The organism is Gluconobacter sphaericus NBRC 12467, from assembly GCF_006539125.1.
In the GTDB taxonomy this organism is placed as follows: Bacteria; Pseudomonadota; Alphaproteobacteria; order Acetobacterales; family Acetobacteraceae; genus Gluconobacter; species Gluconobacter sphaericus.
On the sequence record NZ_BJMK01000023.1, the window covers coordinates 19,434 to 34,958 of the forward strand.

The window sequence follows — 15,525 nt, forward strand, 5'->3', positions numbered from 1 at the left end:
TCTCCTGAAGACGTTAGACGACAGGGCGGAAAGCCTCAGGCTTTCGCCTTGCGGGAAAGTCGGATGAAGAAAAGAATGGCGATGGCGAAGATCAGGGCTGCTCCGATCATCGCGGGGACTGTGAAAGCGCCTAGCTGCGCAATAAGCGGTTTGGGACCACCGGAACGGATGAGCTTCACATCGTCAGGTGTGACTTTGACATTCGGATTGCCGAAGCGCTGCTCAACGTAATTGCTGATATCGGCAATGTCCTGATCGGACAGGGAGTCAACATACGAACCTGGCCCAAATCCAGGCATATAGGTCGTATGACCGTTGACCTCTCGCCGGACCCCCATGAGGATCGTGGTGATCAGGTTATCGGCGATCGGGGCGCCCAACGCCGTATTGTGGAAAAGTTGTGGGTAGTACCCGTCCGGGCTGCCTTGGCCAGTTGGCCGATGGCAGGCTGCACACTCTCCCGAGAAGAGATATTCGCCGCGACCGATCCGGCTGGCGGGCAGAGCGCGGTAGAAGGATTCACGATCGGAAATTTTCCCATAGCTATCCCTGGGGGCCTTGTCCTTGCTGTCCGAAATAGCCGGAACCTGCTTGATGTAAGCAACCATGGCGCGGATGTCGGCATCGCTCAGATATTGGAAGCTGTGCTCAATGGCCTCTGCCATTGGGCCGCCTGCCTGAGCTTTTCCGGGAACGTCGCCGGTTTTGAGGTAGCGGACAAGATCGTCGTTGCTCCAGCCGCCGATACCGCTGACAGGGTCTGAAGTCACATTCGGCGCATACCAGGATGATAGTGATGCACCGGCCAGAGGGCTGCTGCCCTTCTCTGCCATCATGGCGTTGCGGGGGGTGTGGCAGGTGTCACAATGTGCCAGGGCGTAGGACAGGTAATGCCCGCGATTGACTTTCACGGATTTGGAAGGATCGGGCTTGAAGCGGGTATCATCCAGGAAAAGGGCATTCCATATCGCCATGGAAGCCCGGATATTATAGGGGAAAGGCAGCTCGGTTTTCTGCGGTCTGCTTTCGACCGGTTTCACCGATGTCATGAAATAGACGTACAGGGCGTGGACGTCGTCATCTGTCAGCTTGGTGTACGAGGTGTAAGGCATTGCAGGATAAAGATGAGCTCCGTCGCGTCGGATGCCTTCTCGCAACGCATGGGCGAACTCTTTCTCGGTGTAGTTCCCGATGCCGTATTTTTTTGAAGGTGTGATGTTAGTCGAATAGATGGATCCAAGTGGAGACGCGATGCCATAGCCGCCGGCAAACGGTTTATTGGAGCTGGGCGCCGTGTGGCAGGCTGCGCAGTCAGCAGCGATGGCAAGATAATGCCCGCGTTCGGCGACAGCCGTGTTGGGATCAGTAGCTTGTGCATGCGCAAATGTGATGGTGTTAAGTCCGATTGCAGCGGAAAGGACGAAATAGCCGGGAAGGTCCAGGCATTTTTGTCGTTTTTGTTTCATGCCTGCCCCTGTGCGAAAGCGGCCTTGATGGAATCGGCAGCTTTCAGACCGAGCGCTGCCATGCTGAGCGTGGTGTTGACGACGCTGGCGGACGGCATCGCGCCGCCGCCAGGAATCCACAGGTTGGGGTGGTCATGGGCCCGACAGTTTCCGTCTACGACCGAGTCCTTGGGGTCCCGCCCCATGATCGTGCCGCCCATGATATGATTGTTGGCGTTATAGTTCGTCGTGATGCGGAGTTCAGTTCCGCCCAGCAGGCCGGCAATCTGCTTGACCTGAGTGTTGACCGCATCCAGTCCTTTGCGGACATAGTCGCCGACATCGTAGTGGATATCAGGGCAGGCCAGCCCCAGAGGATCCTTGCGGGTTTTGCTCAGCGTCAGACGATTTTCCGGATCAGGAAGCGGTTCAAGGCTGATGGAGAGGTCAACACCGCAGGCTGCACGGCGGCGGATTTCGTCATCAAGCTCTTTGCCGACCAGACCCAGTTTGAGGGCCTGTTCCGTCGCAGGAGCGACGCGGCTGATATTGTTGAGGATCATCTTGTTGGCCGAGTATTCCCGCCGGAAATCTCCGTCTCGGGGGCCGACGATGCAGCTGCTTTGGGCTGGTCCGCGTCCAAACCAGAGAGGTTCGTTGGCCAGAAAGGATGCATGGACGCCCGAGTGGTCCATCATGTTGCGTCCCACCTGATCCGAGGAATTGGCGATGCCGTTCGGGTTGCGTTCATTCGCCGCCAGAAGCAGAAGACGCGGGTTTTCGATACCATTACAGGCGAGCACGAATGTCTTGCCGGTAGCCTTGTGGGACTGCCGGTGCGCGTCATACCAGTGCACGGCCGTCACGCGGTTGTTTTCATCGGTATCAATACGGTAGACAACCGCTTCGGCGATGGTGACAGCGCCCTTAAACTCAGCTTTTTCGATGTGCTGAATGCCATTGTACATGGCGCCGATGGGGCAGATGGGTTGGCAGTTGTTATTGCCACAGCAGGCGGGGCGCTCACCGTAAGGTTCAATACTCCGTCCCTGTGGGATGGGAACAAGGTGAAAGCCGTGGGGGTTGACGATTTCAGCGACCCGACGGTCTCCATATCCGAACGGTATCATGTCCCGGGGGTAGGGGCGGCTCCGTTCCGGAGGGGACTGGAGCGATTTGTCGTGCGGACCTGATACGCCCATTTCCTCTTCGGCGCGGCAATAAAACGGTTCCAGCTCATTGTAGGAGATGGCCCAGTCGCGTCCGACGCCATAACGTGTCTTCATCTCGAAGTCGGAAGGAAGGTGGCGCCAGCAGGAAGCGGCCCAGTGCCATGTCGTTCCACCAACGGTGCGAAGGTAGCCTTGCTTGAACGCTGAGCCGTTGGGGCCTGACAGGCCTACATAGTCATTGGGCGGAAAATATAAGGGGGCCTGAGCCAGCGGAGACTGGGGATAAAGGCCTTGAAAATCAGAATGGAGCCGGTTGTGAAACGACATGTTGCGCCAGTTTTCCACATATTCTGCGCGCTTGAGGCGCAGGCCCGCCTCCAGAATCAGTACGGAATGGCCAGCAGCAGCAAGCTCGTTTGCCACCATGCCGCCCACTACTCCGGAGCCGACGACAATGACATCCGCCGATACATCTCCAGAGGATGAAAAGTCCGGTTTAGCCATGGGTTAGTGCTCCTGACGGGGTTTGGGAACGTAGGGGGGAGAAGGGGGCATGATGGGTTTCAGGGGCGGCGACTGCGGCGGAATTTTGCTTTCCACGCCGAGGGGGGCTGGGGGCGGTGGCGTCGCTGGAAGCGGAACATGGATCGGAATGCCAAGTGCCGGAGGTGTCTCGGTCCACCATCCTGGGCGTGCAAAGCAGTAAGTTGGTACCGGCAGAGCGTCTTTCGTGGGCTGGTACATGAGAGCATTGTAATAGGCGACCATGGGGGCGCCTGTTCTGTCTTCGACTGAGCCGGTGTACCAGGCAGCATTAAGGGCCAGAAAAGCCTTTTTCAGATCACCGGAGCGTTCGAGCATTTCTCGGGGTTGCCCCCCTTGTGCTGTGATAGAGGCCAGGGCCTGGATTGTGCTTGCATACTCAGGAAAAGTGGCCTGCATGGCGGCGCAGAGGCGGCTGCTGAGGAGCGGATCGAGATCAGGACGCCCGGTGATCGCCCGTGAGACGGCCAAGAATGTTTCATCAAGTGGAATGGCGGCAAGAGCGGCTGCATTTCCAAGGACTGAATTGCCGACAGCAACAGAAATACTGCCCATGATGGTCCCGAGCAGCAGGGAACGGCGCCCCAGAGCAGACTGCTGAACAGGGGGGGGAGAATGGCGGCCTTTGGTCATGCCTTAACTCCTTTTCCACGATGCTCTGCAACAGAGATCATTGTCATTTCAGAGATCCCACCGCAGCATTGGCGGCATCGGCGTCCTGGGCATTGTTGCCTCCACTGACACCGATGCCGCCCATAAGCTGGGTCTTACGGAAAATAGGGACCCCCCCCCCTGCCGGCATGGCATGGGGAAGAGCCAGAACGGCCATTTTCCCGCCGCTCAGAGCCGCTTCGAAAGTGGCTGACGGGCGCTTGTAAAAGACAGCGCTGACCGCCTTGCGTTGGGAAAGGTCGATACTGGCGAGCTGTGCTCCCGCCATACGCTCGACAAGAATGGGTTGCCCCGAAGGATCAACCACAGTCACGACGATGCTCGTCTGGTTCGATGCTGCTTTCTTTTCAGCCGCCTGAGCCAGAAGGCGCGCCTGAGAAAGGGAAAGGGGTGGGAAAGAGGTTTCTTCCGCTTGAACCACCTGCGGAATGACTCCAAGTCCGATAAACACTGCACAACTGACATGTTGCAGGATTTTGCGAGCGTTCTTTGTGGACATATTCCTGAATAGCAGCACGGGACGCGCCTTTCGGTCATATTTCGTAACGGCTAAACGGCATGTGCCACGAGAATTGAGAGTCTACCTAGATCGGTCTAATTCACTATATTGTGACAAAGTATGGAAAAAGCGTGGATTTGCCGTCGGAGAGAAGGCAAGGTTTTTGGCGCTTTATGATGCCAAGCGCTGCTATCTCAATGAAAAAACGTTATTTTTTCTAGTTCAAAATTCCCGGAAAATTTTAGATCGTTCTAAATTCTTTTTTCAGGTTCTCAATGTCGTGAGGATGTCTTCACAGAATTCGTGATGAGTTCCTCTATGGGAAATGAGAAAATTATATGGCATGCCGCTTCCAGAGAAGAAGCGAAGTAACTGATTCTGCATTCAATGATTCGCACTAGTAGATCAGTAGGTTAGCAAAGTATGATTCATTGGAACGAAGATGTTTAAGAATCGTCTTACAATAATCAATTCAGAAGTGCGTTCGTTTTTTGCATATAGAATCTGTAAAAAAATATTATATTTTTTTTTGATTTATGGAGTTTCTGGGGGATTCTCGTTTTTGTTTGCGAAAGATCAGATCCAAGTCCAAGTCCAAGTCCAAAATTTGGGGCCGCAGCAAAACGCGTCAACGCCGTTGAATTCCGTTGAGCAAAATGCTCCGCCTCAGTCTTCTATTGCTCCTGGTATTTTCACCACTTATCCCGCGCCCCCTTTGTCTCCTCCGCAGGCAGCGCCTTCCGCTATTACGGAAGGGCCACCTTCCATTTTTCCGGATTTTTTTGGCATGACGCCTTGGTTAAGAAAACACGGAATTGGTTTTCATTTTGATAATACAAATGAATATGCTGGGGCGTTGCAGCATCCAACGAAAGGCCCGCATTATGGAAATTACAGGGATGGATCAAGTAATGCTGGACAATATTCAGCAAACCTTATTGTGGACTGGGAGCATCTTGCTGGCATAAGGGGTTTTGTGACGCGCATGACGACCGTTGGTCGTTATGGAACCACTGCAAACCGGATGTTCGGTGACTGGCTGGCGCATAGTTCTGAAATCTATGGCGGCGGAGGGAACGTGGTGGTTCATCTCGTCTCATTATATGGAGAAGAAAGTCTCTTTGGTGGCAGGTTTCTGATCGCGGGTGGGCGTATGTCCCAGCTGTCCGACTTCGCATCGAGCCCTATTTTTTGTAGCTTTCAGAACAATTCTTTCTGCGGACGGCCAAAGGCGGCTGCGGATAGCAACTATTATGGTAGCTACCCTGCGGCGACATGGGCTTTCCGTATGAAAGGCCGCCCTCGTAAGGATCTTTATATTCAGGCCGGCGTCTATTTTGCCGAAAACGGGATCTATCAGAACTATCAGCACAGGACGGGATTTAAGTTCAACGGCGCCAATATCGTTGGATATGAAATTCCGATCGAAGCTCAGTGGGAACCCCATTTCGGATCTCATCATGATCTCCCGGGTCACTACAAGTTGGGATTTGTTTATGATGATGTGCGGCGGTCTGATAATTATTACAACACAGCTGGACAGTCTTATTATGTATATGGCGGGAAGCAGTTGATGAGAAACTCTTCATGGCAAACATATTTTATGTTCGATCAGAAATTAATGAACTATACGGGAAGGGCAAAGTCTGCTGGTTTAACTTTTATGGGCGGTTATATTTATAATTCCCCGCATACTGCCGTCCGTGATTTTGAAGTGTACGGTGCGCTCTTAAGCCAGGGACTTATTCCTGGTCGTCCGGAGGATGTGTTCGGTGTTGCTTTTTCTTATGTAAGCATCGCACCTGGAACCCGTGACACAACTATGGCGATGGTCGCTGCTGGGGATTATTCGGGGATGCCGAACCACGCAACCGGCGTGCAGACCAACGCCGAGGTGCTGGAAATCGATTATTCCATAAATGTGATGCGAGGCGTAACGTTCCGGCCGGATTTTCAGTATTATATTCATCCCAATGGACAGGTCGGGTTGCGGAATTCAGCGATGCTGGGGTTCAAGTCCTATGTGTCTCTTTTTTAGATCGATCTATGGGATCCGGAACATGAGCACTGCGCAGAGAACAAGCGATCTGAGAATTTTCGCAACTGCAAAACTGTTGGAAGGTCGTGATGGCTCAGGAAAGCTGGCCCCCGCAGCTCTGGCGGATCATCAACTGTCCGGAAACCAGGATACGGGTGCTGGACGTGGTGGGGTTGTCAATTCTGTCAAGCAACAGGCGTGCTGCATTGCGACCAACGCCCATCGGATCCGTCACGATGGTGGTCAAGGTCGGAAAAGATACGGCGCTTTGAGGCAGATCGTCGGCTCCGATAACTGCAAAATCGCGTCCGGGTATTTTCCCTCTGGCCAGCAGATAGCCCATGACAGACTGGGCGAGCATGTCATTGTAGCAGACAACGGCATCCGGCGGGCTGGACGAGGCCAGGAGTTCCGGAAAGCTGCCCAGATCGGAGAGGTTCCCCAGATGGGTAGGAATGATCAGATCGTGTTTCAGCTTGTGTTTTTTCAGGGTCTTTCTGAAGCCATCGAGCCGTTCACGCGCAGCGGAATGTACCGGTTTGCCTCCAAGGAAGGCAATTTTCCGGCGTCCATGTCGGACGAGATGTGTGACGGCCAGGGAAGTCCCGTCTATATAGTCGGGGCCGACATAGTTGCCATTTCTCTGCGAGACGTGACGGAGAACCTGTACGAAGGGCAGGTGAAGCCGCTCGATTTCAGACAGAAGGGTGTCGGAGCTTCCGGCAGCCGGACAGAGAATGAGGCCATCCACGCCGTGTTCGCGCAGGCGACGGATTTGACGCAGCTGCCTGTCGGGATTTTCGGCGCTGTTGACCAGAATGGCTACAATATTGGCGTCAACGATAACTTCGTCGATCCCCAGCATCAGTTGGCTGTAGAACGGGCTGCCAATGTCACACAGGACAAGGCCGATCGTGCCGGTTTTCTGACCGCGCAGGTTTGCAGCGCCCCGATTGTAGATATAGCCCAGTTTATCCATCGCGCAGATGACACGGTCTCTTGTCTCCAGAGAGACAAGGGGGCTGTCCCGAAGCACCAGCGACGCAGTAGCGCGCGAGACCCCTGCTTCAACTGCCACAGAATTGAGGGTTATCGCTTTTTTCATAACCCTCAGGCAGCCGTCACAAGCTGCAATATAGTGGAATTATTCAAAAGCGGACCTTCCGGAGAGCAGATATTCTTGCCTGTAATCATTCCACACTTCCAGGTGTGCGGGAAGCGAAAAGACTGAAGGGGCGATGGGCTGTTTTTCTATGTTGTCAGGTCATGTTTGTTATTGGAGCAAGAAATGAAAATCCCCTCTTCGACGCGGCGTAATTTTACAGCCGGTCTTCTTGGGTCAGCGTCCTTCTGGATGTATGGCGGCCATAAAGTATGGGCTGATGCTTTGCAGTCAGAAAGTTTGCAGTCATACGAACCTAAATATTTCAATCGTGAGGAATGGCTATTCCTGAATGCTGCCTGCGCGCGAATATTTCCTGCGGATGCTCATGGACCCGACGCGGCCTTGCTTGGAGCGCCTGAATTCATTGATCGACAGATGGATACACCTTATGGGCATGGAGAGTTGTGGTACATGTCCGGTCCGTTCAAAGAAGGTGCCCCAAACCTGGGGTACCAGCTGTCTCTGCCGCCACGTGATCTCTATCGCCAGGCTATTGCCGCGGCAAATACCTATGTCCGCGATCATCATCAGGGACAGACTTTCGCTCAGTTGACCATTCCGGAACAGATCGCACTCCTCAAACTGTTCGAGCAGGGCACGATGACTCTTGGCGCTGTCCCTGCCCATACCTTCTTCGAGCAGTTGCGTCAGAATACGCTTGAGGGTGTTTTTTCCGATCCCCTTTATGGCGGCAATAAGGCTCTGGCGGGATGGACGCTGCTCGGTTTTCCCGGCGCGCGCGCCGATTTCATGGACTGGGTTAATCAGAAGGGAGCGCCGTATCCGTTCGGGCCTGTTTCCATATCTGGCGAAACCGCCTGAGGATTTTTGAATTATGTGTGCGAAAAAAGTTGATGCCATCGTTATCGGTGCGGGTTGGGCTGGTTCCATCCTGGCCAAGGAACTCACGGAGGCAGGACTTTCGGTAGTTATGCTCGAACGTGGTGACGAGCGTGCTACGGCAGTCGAAGGGGATTACCCAAGTTCGATTGACGAGTTGAGAGGAGCCATTCGTCACCGGCTTTTCCAGAACCTGTCCCAGTCCACGGTTACGATACGGAATACGCTGGATCAGGAGGCACTACCTTACCGGCGTTTGGCGGCTTTCCTTCCCGGCGAGGGAGTGGGGGGGGCGGGACTGCACTGGTCGGGCGTTCATTTCCGTGTTGCTCCGGATGACCTGGCTTTACGCACGAATGTTGTCGCTCGGTACGGAAAGAATTTTATTCCTGAGGGGATGAATCTGCAGGATTACGGCGTGACTTATGAGGAGCTTGAACCGTTTTTCGATAAGGCGGAAAAAGTTTTCGGCACCTCCGGGGAACCTTACACCATCAAGGGAAAGATAGCTGGAAACGGTAACCGGTTTGCCCCTGATCGTTCCGATGCATTTCCGCTTCCAGCGATGGGTGAGGTCTATTCTGCTAGCCTCTTCCGCTCGGCTGCCGCGAATGTAGGCTATCATCCCTATGCGCTTCCTGCTGCAAATGCTTCTGCGCAGTATACCAATCCTTACGGGGTGCAGATGGGGCCATGCAATTTTTGTGGGTATTGCAGTGGTTATGACTGTTACATGTACTCCAAGGCTTCTCCCAATGTGAACATTCTGCCTGCTTTGCGCCAGGATCCGAAATTTACTCTGATTACCAAGGCACATGTTCTCAAAGTCAATCTCGATGCCGACAACAAAAAGGCGACGGGTGTGAGTTACTTGGACCTGCGCACCAAAAAGCAGGTCGAACTGGATGCCGATCTGGTCATTATCAGTGCCTTCCAGTTTCACAATGTCCACCTCATGCTGCTATCCGGGATCGGCCAGCCCTATAATCCGCAACAGAACACTGGAACGGTGGGACGGAATTTCGTTTATCAGACGATCACCACATCACGGGCGTGGCTGTCGCCAAAACAATACACCAATCTCTTCGTTGGAGCCGGTGGTGCAGGTGTTGCGATCGATGACTTCAACAGCATGAATTTTGATCATGGGCCACTGGGCTTCGTGGGTGGGTCTCCTGTCTGGGTTAATCAGGCTGGTGTGAAGCCGATTGCGGCTGCCGTTGGTGGCCCTGGTGGTAAGGCGCCAACCTGGGGGGAGGGTTACAAGGAGGCCATGGTCGATACCTACCGTCACTCCCTGACCATTGACGCGCATGGCAGCAACATGGCGTACCGGGACGTGTATCTTGATCTCGATCCCACCTACAGCAATGCCTACGGTCAGCCTCTGCTCCGGATGACGTTCAACTGGAAAGACAACGATATCCGGATGAACCAGTATGTGGTGGGCAAGATCGAACCCATCATCAAGGCAATGGGGGCTACCAAGTATTCTTTGGGAATGCTGAAGGACGGAGAGGTTTTTGATACCCGCCGGTATCAGACTACGCATCTTGGCGGTGGGGCCATCATGGGAACTGATCCTAAGACCAGTTGCGTCAACCGATATCTGCAGAGTTGGGACGTCTCGAATGTTTTCGTGATCGGCGCCAGCGCATTCCCGCAGGGGATGGGATATAACCCGACCGGAATGGTCGCAGCCCTAGCATACTGGGCCGCCTATCATATCCGGACGACCTATCTGAAAAATCCAGGCCCGATGGTGCAGGCATGAAGTACGGTTTGTTCACCCGCGCAGCGTTTTTTGGCGTTGCCGCTCTGCTGGCAGGTTCGGTTTCTGAACTGCGGGCGGAGGATATGAGTGCCCTGATCGCTCAGGGAAAGTATGTCGCGGAAGCTTCCGATTGTAGCGCATGTCATACTGTCCGGGGCAGGGGCGAGTTCGCAGGGGGAATGGAATTCAAGCTTCCTATTGGATCGCTTTACTCATCTAACATTACACCTGATCCTACCCACGGCATTGGGGCTTATTCTGAAGCGGAATTCTCCCGTGCCGTGCGTGAAGGTGTACGCCGGGACGGGGCAAGCCTTTATCCAGCCATGCCGTTTCCTTCGTATGCCCGTATGAGCGACGGCGATCTTCATGCTCTGTATGTCTATTTCATGAAGGGTGTGCAGCCGGTTGCGCTAGCAGTTCCGCCCAACAGCATTCCGTGGCCTTTGTCCATCCGCTTACCAATGACCATCTGGCGAGCTGTATTTTCTCCTTCCGTTGTCGCGGCCCAGAAAGATGTCAACCGGCCTTTACGTGATGATGAAATAGAACGGGGGGCTTATCTGGTCGAGGGGCCAGGGCATTGCGGGGCATGTCATTCACCGCGGGGCATGGCCTTGCAGGAGAAAGCTCTTTCAAATAGCAATGGATCGCTTTTCCTTTCGGGCGGCGCTGCAATCGATGGCTTTGTACCGACAAGTCTGCGGCAGGATCAGCGTACCGGACTGGCGGGATGGTCTGAAGACGATATCGTACAGTTCCTTGCTACAGGCCGTAACCGGCGCGGCGAAGCATTTGGGGGCATGACGGATGCCATTTTTCATGGAACACAGCATCTAACGGATGCGGATCTCCATGCGATGGCGCGGTATCTGCTCTCCTTGCAACCCCACCAGCCCACGCTCTCGGCATGGCATTATGATCCGTCAGCGGCCAATGCGCTGCAGGCGGGAGACGCCTCTGCACAGGGTGCCAAAGTTTATGTGGATCACTGCGAGGCCTGTCATCGTTCAGATGGCCGTGGATATGCCCCTGCCTTCCCGCCTTTGGCCGGGAATCCTGTTCTCATGAGTGCTGATCCAGCCTCTTTGGTGCACGTAGTCCAAAGTGGTGCGGTTCTGCCGGGCATGACCAAAGCGCCGTCTGCCTTCGCCATGCCCGCATACTCAGGTATACTGAGTTCGCAGCAGATTGCTGATGTCGTCACTTTTATCCGCAAGGCCTGGGGCAATAATGCCGCTCCGGTCACTGCTGCAATGGTGGAAGAACTACGAAAATCAGCCCCTGAATCGGCAATCAAAAAAGGTATTATTCCTTTGAATTAAAGGTCGGATTTATGAGGTCAGCATAAGGTGGAGGGAGAATGGCCGAAAAGAAGATTTTCGGCTATTTTCTTTAAAGCGACAGTTGGAGAATTCGAGAAATCCTCTGGGTTTAAGGTTTTCTCTATAATTTTATTTCTCGTGTATTTCCTCGATCTAGTCTTATCAAACTAAGTGCTTGACGCTCAAAAGGTCCGGCTGTTTCGCGAGCGTCTGGCGCAGGCAGGTGAGATCGATGGTCTGTTCAATCGCATTGATGTCATTCTGTAGAACGCGGGTTCTCCGCCGATGTTAGGCCAGAGCCCGCTTCAAATCCGGGCAGAAGACTTCAAAATGCACAGTTGGAAAAACTCTTCGAGCGGATCGCCAGGCCCGCTCAGCCGCGCAAGCCGCTCCTCGGTATCAAAGAAGCCCGGACCGCTTCATGATTCATATTCCAATCAAACTAGGAAAAATAAAATCACAGAGAAAGCCTCGAAACCATAGGTTTTTTGAAGCCTCCACGTAAAAATAACACGCCATTAAACTGCGGGACTAGGCACTCAAGAGCTCTCAAAAAGCGTTGGTATTATGCAACAGAAGAATGATTTTAATCCGATGCCACATTCGTTTCGGTTGTCGGATCATTTCAGGAGTGTAGAAGGGGGAGCACTATGACGTTTTTCAGCGTCTGAACATTCGATGAGGGGATCACTCATATGAGATCTAGGCCGTTTTTCGTTGGGCTGCTGCAAAAAACTGTAGAGTCCGTCAAGTCACGTCCTCTCCTTCTGGCGGCAACAGTTCTTACATCATCATCGTTGGTGCCTGCATACGCAGAAACTGAGACGCCAGCTCAAACCTCAAATGCAGCGATTAATGCAAAAGCGAATATCCGAAAAGGTAAAGACAATAATTCAAAAAAGACTGTTATTTCTAGGTCTAAAAATATTACTTTTGATGGATCCGGGTCAACGGAAAATGTTGTAGTGACTGGATCCGCTCTGCATTCCGGAAAATACAATCCAAATCCTGTCCAGATAATAACAGCTAAACAAATCAATATGACAGGATCAACAAATCTTGGTGACTACCTGCAAAGGTTGCCATCTATTGGCTCATCGGGAACAACGAACACGCAAACAAATGGCGGCGGCGGCGCTTCGTGTACAGATATCCGAAATTTTGGTAGTAGCCGAGTGCTGGTGCTGATTGATGGAAAACGCACCTCTCTTAATGGCGCTTCTGCTTGCGTGGATTTGAATACAATTCCAGTGCAGCAAATTGCTAGCGTTGAAATCCTGAAAGATGGCGGTTCAGAACTCTACGGTGCAGACGCTGTTTCGGGGGTGATCAATATCAAGCTTCGTCACGATTTAACGACTGGTAATATTACTGTTCGTGGCGGGATTACTGGTCAGGGTGATAATCAGACAGGTCAGATTTCTGCCTATAAAGGTTGGAATTTTGATCATGACAAAGGTAATATCACGCTCTTTGGATCTTACATGACGCAAGGAGGAGTATTACAGCGCAATCGTTCTTGGGCAGAAAATGCTCAAACGAATAATCCTACCAGTTCATCTGGCGCTGTATACGGCTCCAGCATCACCTCAAGTGGATTATTCTACGGAAACAATACAGGAAATGCCTATTCTGGTAATGGGACTAATGGCGTTACGTCATATAACGGTCAACGATATCAGTACGGTCAAGCTCAGTCTCTTATGAATGCCCTGCAGAATGCGACTATGTCTGCAGATTTGCATTATGAATTGAACAGACATTTCGATTTCTACGGAAATTCACGTTATTCCCATAAAACATCAAATAGCTATATGGCACCGGAGCCTGTTGCTGGGACGCCAACTACCATCCTTCTTCCGACTAACTATCCTGGGAATACTACTGGTGAACCTCTTCAGGTTTACAAGCGTATAACACAATGGGGAAATCGTCGGGACGAAACGGCACTGGACACTTGGACCAGTATGGCGGGCGTCAAAGGTGAAATCACTCACGGGTGGAATTACGACTTGTCCTATACCTACGGTATGAGTCGCGAAACAGATCAGATGGAAGGGGCTGGAAACTACCTCAAGCTTTTGCAGGAATGGGGTTTAACCCCGAGCGATTTGGGTAATCTGGAAGACCCCAACACGACTTTTACGTATAATCCAAACAGTTGCGCCGGTAGCGCAGGATGCCAGCAAACAAGTGCGTTTTCAAACCTCTCTTCTACTGGGGCTGCTTACTCAAATTACACCACTATTAACCATTCTTTGTACCAGTTGCGTGATTTGAACCTCCGTATTCATAATAATCATGTTGCACACATGCCTTGGAATAATGGTGGAGATCTTGGTATTGCCTTGGGAATGGAGCATAGAGGCGAATCTTTGAATTATACGCCTGATCCAAATGTCGTTTCGGGGAACACTTTGACAAATTCTCAGGGTATTACTTCTGGTGGATTTAACGTCACAGAAGGATATCTGGAAGGTCGCGCTCAATTTCTAAGAAATGCCTTTCTTGCAAAGGATCTTAGTGTTGATGCCCAGGGACGCTTTTCTTCTTATAATACGTTTGGAAGCACTAAAAACTGGAAGGTCGCACTTAACTGGGCACCGACTGAAGATGTGAGTTTTCATGCGACTTTGGGAACGTCATTCCGTCAGCCTAATGTTTATGAAATGTACGGTGGCCAAGCGCTCAGCTATGCAACCGCGACTGATCCGTGTGCACAAGTAAGTTCTTACGCGGGCGACGCAGCTGCTGTTCAGGCTAATTGTGCTGCTCACGGTATTAATACTTCTAAGTTTGTACAGGCAGGTGGTGGACAGGTTGCTACTACAACAGGTGGTAACTCTAAACTACGTCCAGAAACAGGTCGTACCTATACGTTTGGTGCTACGCTGACGCCGCGTTGGGTTAAAGGTTTTTCTACATCGGTGGAATTTTGGCACTACTCCCTGCAGCACATGATTGGGAGTCTGGGAACACAATATATCCTAGACTCCTGTTACACAAATTCCGATCCAAGTCAGTGCGCGTATATTACTAGAAACTCTGGTGGACAAATTACTAATGTAAATGCCATTGATGAGAATTTGGGTGATATGATTACAAGTGGCATAGATTGGGACCTTAATTACAGCTTCAGAATTACGCGAAATGATTTGTTTTCTATAGCAAATAATTTCCAAAGGCTTCTTCAGTACAAGCAGCAGAATGTTTCTGGTGGGGCTTGGTATGATTATAGCGGATCTTTGATGTATCAAGGAACTGCTGGTGAAACATCCGGTGTGCCTATTACCCGTGATTACCTCACATTAACATGGCAGCATGGGCCATTTGCCTTAAATTATATGGTGAATTATATTAGCGGTATGCGTTGGAATAATGGAACAAATAATCTAACTCGCGTTGGTACTATGCGTGTTAAGACGCCTGGCATGTATATGCAGGACCTGAGTGCAAGTTATAGCTACAAACAATGGGCATTTACTGGCGGGATTCAGAATGTCGCCAATAAAAAGCCACCATTTGTCGCTAGTGCAACAGATAATAGTCTTGGTGGAATGTATGGAAGCTACTATCAAGGGCGTTATTTTTTCCTGCAAGCCGGAATGAATTTCTAATATCGCTGAGTAAAAAATCTCCGCCATTGTATGGTGGAGATTTTTATTTTTTTTGTATCTGGAGCCTTCGAAAACCCTCTACTTTTGATGCTTTCTGTATAATTCCACTCATCCGGTTCTGGTTGAGGGAATGGCGATATGAAACAGCCTTATGATCCAGACGTTAAACAATTTCTCCGATGAACGGGGGGAGTATCTGATCAACGATCGCCTGTCGTTCATGCGCTCCTTGGTCAGAGGCTTTCAGATGGAGAGATCGAAGAAGCGTTGGTTGATGTGCTTGGTTCGTGATTTCTGGGTTTTGTCGATTTGATTGACGGTTTGTGCGATGGCATCCGGTCTGCGTTTTGAGCAGAAGGAAGGCTGCCCCCTGCTGGATATCTAAGCGCTCGCGTTCAATCTTTCGAGGAAGAGGAAGCGGCGCATATTGTAGAC

The 15,525-nt window shown here is 51.7% G+C and carries 10 protein-coding genes and 1 pseudogene; 6 read left to right on the forward strand and 5 right to left on the reverse strand.

What is annotated here, in order from left to right; all coding sequences use genetic code 11:
- Positions 1–35: 35 nt before the first annotated feature.
- The 4 genes from GSP01_RS11330 to GSP01_RS11345 are packed head-to-tail and all read right to left on the reverse strand — an operon-like array spanning position 36 to position 4,331.
- Positions 36–1,466 (reverse strand): c-type cytochrome, encoded by a 1,431-nt coding sequence (locus tag GSP01_RS11330; protein ID WP_141353644.1) that lies wholly within the window; start codon positions 1,464–1,466, stop codon positions 36–38.
- Complete coding sequence (locus GSP01_RS11335) at positions 1,463–3,121, reverse strand: GMC family oxidoreductase (protein WP_141353646.1); 1,659 nt, start codon at positions 3,119–3,121, stop codon at positions 1,463–1,465. The genes GSP01_RS11330 and GSP01_RS11335 overlap by 4 nt, the downstream gene beginning before the upstream one ends.
- A gap of 3 nt (positions 3,122–3,124) precedes the next feature.
- A complete protein-coding gene (locus GSP01_RS11340) occupies positions 3,125–3,793 on the reverse strand; it encodes a sorbitol dehydrogenase family protein (RefSeq protein ID WP_228123950.1) in 669 nt (222 codons plus the stop codon).
- A gap of 43 nt (positions 3,794–3,836) precedes the next feature.
- Entirely contained in the window at positions 3,837–4,331 is a 495-nt protein-coding gene (locus GSP01_RS11345) for a GlcG/HbpS family heme-binding protein (RefSeq protein ID WP_141353648.1), read from the reverse strand.
- 442 nt (positions 4,332–4,773) lie between these two features.
- Here GSP01_RS11345 and GSP01_RS11350 point away from each other — a divergent pair, with 442 nt between their 5' ends.
- Positions 4,774–6,369, forward strand: coding sequence for a carbohydrate porin (locus GSP01_RS11350; protein ID WP_228123949.1), 1,596 nt, complete (start codon positions 4,774–4,776; stop codon positions 6,367–6,369).
- Between the two features lie 94 nt (positions 6,370–6,463).
- Here GSP01_RS11350 and GSP01_RS11355 read toward each other — a convergent pair whose 3' ends face one another.
- Complete coding sequence (locus tag GSP01_RS11355; RefSeq protein WP_141353650.1) at positions 6,464–7,474, reverse strand: LacI family DNA-binding transcriptional regulator; 1,011 nt, start codon at positions 7,472–7,474, stop codon at positions 6,464–6,466.
- Positions 7,475–7,723: 249 nt separating this feature from the next.
- Here GSP01_RS11355 and GSP01_RS11360 point away from each other — a divergent pair, with 249 nt between their 5' ends.
- The 5 genes and pseudogenes from GSP01_RS11360 to GSP01_RS15450 all read left to right on the forward strand — a co-directional run.
- Complete coding sequence (locus GSP01_RS11360; RefSeq protein ID WP_141353652.1) at positions 7,724–8,356, forward strand: gluconate 2-dehydrogenase subunit 3 family protein; 633 nt, start codon at positions 7,724–7,726, stop codon at positions 8,354–8,356.
- A gap of 13 nt (positions 8,357–8,369) precedes the next feature.
- The gene (locus GSP01_RS11365) at positions 8,370–10,148 is read left to right on the forward strand and encodes a GMC family oxidoreductase (RefSeq protein ID WP_141353654.1); all 1,779 of its coding nucleotides are present in this window, start codon (positions 8,370–8,372) and stop codon (positions 10,146–10,148) included.
- Positions 10,145–11,473, forward strand: a complete 1,329-nt coding sequence (locus tag GSP01_RS11370) for a c-type cytochrome (RefSeq protein WP_141353656.1) — start codon at positions 10,145–10,147, stop codon at positions 11,471–11,473. The genes GSP01_RS11365 and GSP01_RS11370 overlap by 4 nt, the downstream gene beginning before the upstream one ends.
- A gap of 695 nt (positions 11,474–12,168) precedes the next feature.
- A complete protein-coding gene (locus GSP01_RS11375) occupies positions 12,169–15,090 on the forward strand; it encodes a TonB-dependent receptor domain-containing protein (RefSeq protein WP_141353658.1) in 2,922 nt (973 codons plus the stop codon).
- A 148-nt stretch (positions 15,091–15,238) separates the two neighbouring features.
- Positions 15,239–15,364: pseudogene (locus tag GSP01_RS15450) on the forward strand (IS5/IS1182 family transposase); the annotation flags it as partial.
- Positions 15,365–15,525: the final 161 nt, after the last annotated feature.

What these genes read in the sequence shown, in the direction of transcription:
- GSP01_RS11340 (WP_228123950.1), bottom strand. Translation starts at nt 3,793, where the DNA reads ATGACCAAAGGCCGCCATTCTCCCCCCCCTGTTCAGCAGTCTGCTCTG.
- GSP01_RS11370 (WP_141353656.1), top strand. Translation starts at nt 10,145, where the DNA reads ATGAAGTACGGTTTGTTCACCCGCGCAGCGTTTTTTGGCGTTGCCGCT.
- GSP01_RS11360 (WP_141353652.1), top strand. Translation starts at nt 7,724, where the DNA reads ATGTATGGCGGCCATAAAGTATGGGCTGATGCTTTGCAGTCAGAAAGT.
- GSP01_RS11345 (WP_141353648.1), bottom strand. Translation starts at nt 4,331, where the DNA reads ATGTCCACAAAGAACGCTCGCAAAATCCTGCAACATGTCAGTTGTGCA.
- GSP01_RS11355 (WP_141353650.1), bottom strand. Translation starts at nt 7,474, where the DNA reads ATGAAAAAAGCGATAACCCTCAATTCTGTGGCAGTTGAAGCAGGGGTC.
- GSP01_RS11350 (WP_228123949.1), top strand. Translation starts at nt 4,774, where the DNA reads ATGTTTAAGAATCGTCTTACAATAATCAATTCAGAAGTGCGTTCGTTT.
- GSP01_RS11375 (WP_141353658.1), top strand. Translation starts at nt 12,169, where the DNA reads ATGAGATCTAGGCCGTTTTTCGTTGGGCTGCTGCAAAAAACTGTAGAG.
- GSP01_RS11365 (WP_141353654.1), top strand. Translation starts at nt 8,370, where the DNA reads ATGTGTGCGAAAAAAGTTGATGCCATCGTTATCGGTGCGGGTTGGGCT.
- GSP01_RS11330 (WP_141353644.1), bottom strand. Translation starts at nt 1,466, where the DNA reads ATGAAACAAAAACGACAAAAATGCCTGGACCTTCCCGGCTATTTCGTC.
- GSP01_RS11335 (WP_141353646.1), bottom strand. Translation starts at nt 3,121, where the DNA reads ATGGCTAAACCGGACTTTTCATCCTCTGGAGATGTATCGGCGGATGTC.